Annotated in this window: 2 protein-coding genes; one reads left to right on the top strand and one right to left on the bottom strand. The window is 62.9% G+C overall.

The window, feature by feature from the left end:
• The coding region (locus QCD75_RS21730; protein ID WP_301231607.1) for an SGNH/GDSL hydrolase family protein at positions 1 to 1,296 on the top strand (1,296 nt) is incomplete at its 5' end.
• 68 nt (positions 1,297 to 1,364) lie between these two features.
• On the opposite strand, the gene QCD75_RS21725 is transcribed toward QCD75_RS21730, so the two are convergent.
• A complete protein-coding gene (locus tag QCD75_RS21725) occupies positions 1,365 to 2,078 on the bottom strand; it encodes an SGNH/GDSL hydrolase family protein (RefSeq protein WP_301231606.1) in 714 nt (237 codons plus the stop codon).
• Between the last annotated feature and the right edge of the window lie 91 nt (positions 2,079 to 2,169).

The following is a 2,169-nucleotide window of genomic DNA, read 5'->3' as shown; positions in this document are numbered from 1 at the left end:
AATGCCACCTTTGTCCCCAAATGGAAGGCGAACACGGCGTACCTCGCGGGGGCGCAAGTTCTCGCCCCCACCGGTGAAATTGTGTCCTCGAAGGTGAGCTTTACCTCTGGGTCCAGCTTCAGCGCAGCGAACTGGAATTTCCCCACGACCGCCGCCACGGTCATCGACTTCCCGGCACCCCGCAAACTCTCCACAAGTTCCCCCGTCCTCTCGGTACAGATCTCCAACCAGGGCGGCGACGGGGCGGATAACTCCCTTCCGCACAACGCCACGGCGGGCACGTACTACGAGTTCGGCGCGAAAACCGCCGCAGCGTACAAGCCGTGGTTCTCGCACGGCGGCACCCCAACGCTGAATGACTATTTCGGTGCGCCCGCGATCCTGCCCTCCATCGACTACCCCGACCTTGGCGTGTTTCAGGTCTGCACACGGTTTGTTACCACTAGCTTGTGGCTGCTATTCCGGGCGAACTTTGCCGGCACCGGGGCATGGGATGCCGTGGCGCAGATCAAGATCAACGGTGTCAACCTCTGGGACACTCCCCGCGACATTGGTCCGGGCCTAACCCCCCAGGGCAAGGCCGGCGCCCTGCACATTGCGTTCCGGGACAACACCCCGAAGACCGTCGAAATCTTCACCAACGTCAACCGCATCCTCTCCCTCAACTGGGACAGCGCGTCCACCACGGCGGCGTGGCCCCTCGACGCCGGAACCAAGCGTGTTGTCGTGGCCGGTGACTCTTGGAACAACGGCACCACCCAGGCAGGCACCATCTCCTCCTACGCCCGGGCGCTCCAAACCCGTGCACCCTGGGAAGTCCTCCATGTGGGGCAGGGCGGAACCGGCTACGTCAGTGGCGGCATGAACACCGGGCCGAACAACTTCCGCGCCTACGGCGACCCGCTCCGCATCACCGCCTACACCGAGAGCCTCCCGGACCTGATCGTCATGGTCGGATCACAAAACGACTACGGCAAGGCGGGGATTCAGGCCGCCGCGACCGCACTGGCCGCAGCCGTCAAAACGGCGTCAACAAACACTAAGATTCTGCTGATCGGCGCACAAGCCAGCTACGCCACCGACGTATCAGCCGCACTCAAAGCCACCGCCACCGCCAACCCGTCCAACAACATCATCGGATTCGTTGACCCCATCGCCGACGGCTGGATTGTCCCGGGACTCACCGGACCCACGGACACGAACCACCCCTCACCCGCCGGCGCTGAGTACATGGCCTACAAGATCGAAAAAGCCATCCGTGCGGCTACGAGCGCGGCAGGCCTGCTCGGCTGGTAACCGCACCCCACATTAAGGGCACCCACAAGCGTCTCTGACGCAGAGATTGCACACTGGGACGCTCAGGGCTAGATCCCCAGACCTGCGAGCTTCCCACCGATGTGGTTTGCGAGTTCAGCCTCGCCCGCATCGGTGGGATGCACGCCGTCTTTCTGAATCCATGCCGGGTCACTCAACCAGTTCTCAGCGAGGGCGTCAATGAACGCGAGGCCATGGGCTTCGGCGGCCGTACGCACGCCCTCGTTGGCGATGACAGCGCCCTTGTCCGGTGCGGAACTTGACCACATCGGGCCGATGATGACGATCCTCGCGCCGGGCGCATTCTGCTTCAGGAAAGTGAACACCTCGTCCGCTGCCGCCTGCACCCCTGCAGGGTTTGCGACGTCATTTCGACTGCCGGCCACGATGATGATGTCGGGCTCGTCCAGCACCGCAAGCTTCGCCTGCTCAATGAACCGTTTCTCTCCAACCGCGTAGCCGACGCCCCCCACGGCCTTGTTGGTGATACTGATTTTCCGTGCCTCCGAAACGAGGACCGGCCATACGACCGTGTTGTTGGCGCCCTGGGAGTAAGAGTCACCAATCACCACGGCATGCGGCCGCGTATCCTCCTTCAGCGTCGGTGGGGCAGCCTTCAAGCTCTCATAGGCGGCCGCGACCTGACTTGAAACCGGGGCCGGCTCACGAACGGATGCCGCCCCAGACAGCGCCACGACGGCAACCGCAGCGGCCGCAACAGTCAAGGCGCCAAGACCTACAAAGGAAAGGGCGCGGGCCGGCATACCAAAAAGCTTCAAAAGATTCCCCCAATATCAGCGTGAAAGTCTGCGCCAATCCTACGGCCACTTCAACGGTCCTTTCGACCGGTTAAGT

The organism is Arthrobacter sp. PsM3 (genome assembly GCF_030433895.1).
GTDB lineage: Bacteria > Actinomycetota > Actinomycetes > Actinomycetales > Micrococcaceae > Arthrobacter.
Note: the sequence above shows the minus strand (reverse complement) of the source record. Positions and strands in the feature narration are given on the sequence as shown.

What these genes read in the sequence shown, in the direction of transcription:
- QCD75_RS21725 (WP_301231606.1), bottom strand. Translation starts at nt 2,078, where the DNA reads ATGCCGGCCCGCGCCCTTTCCTTTGTAGGTCTTGGCGCCTTGACTGTT.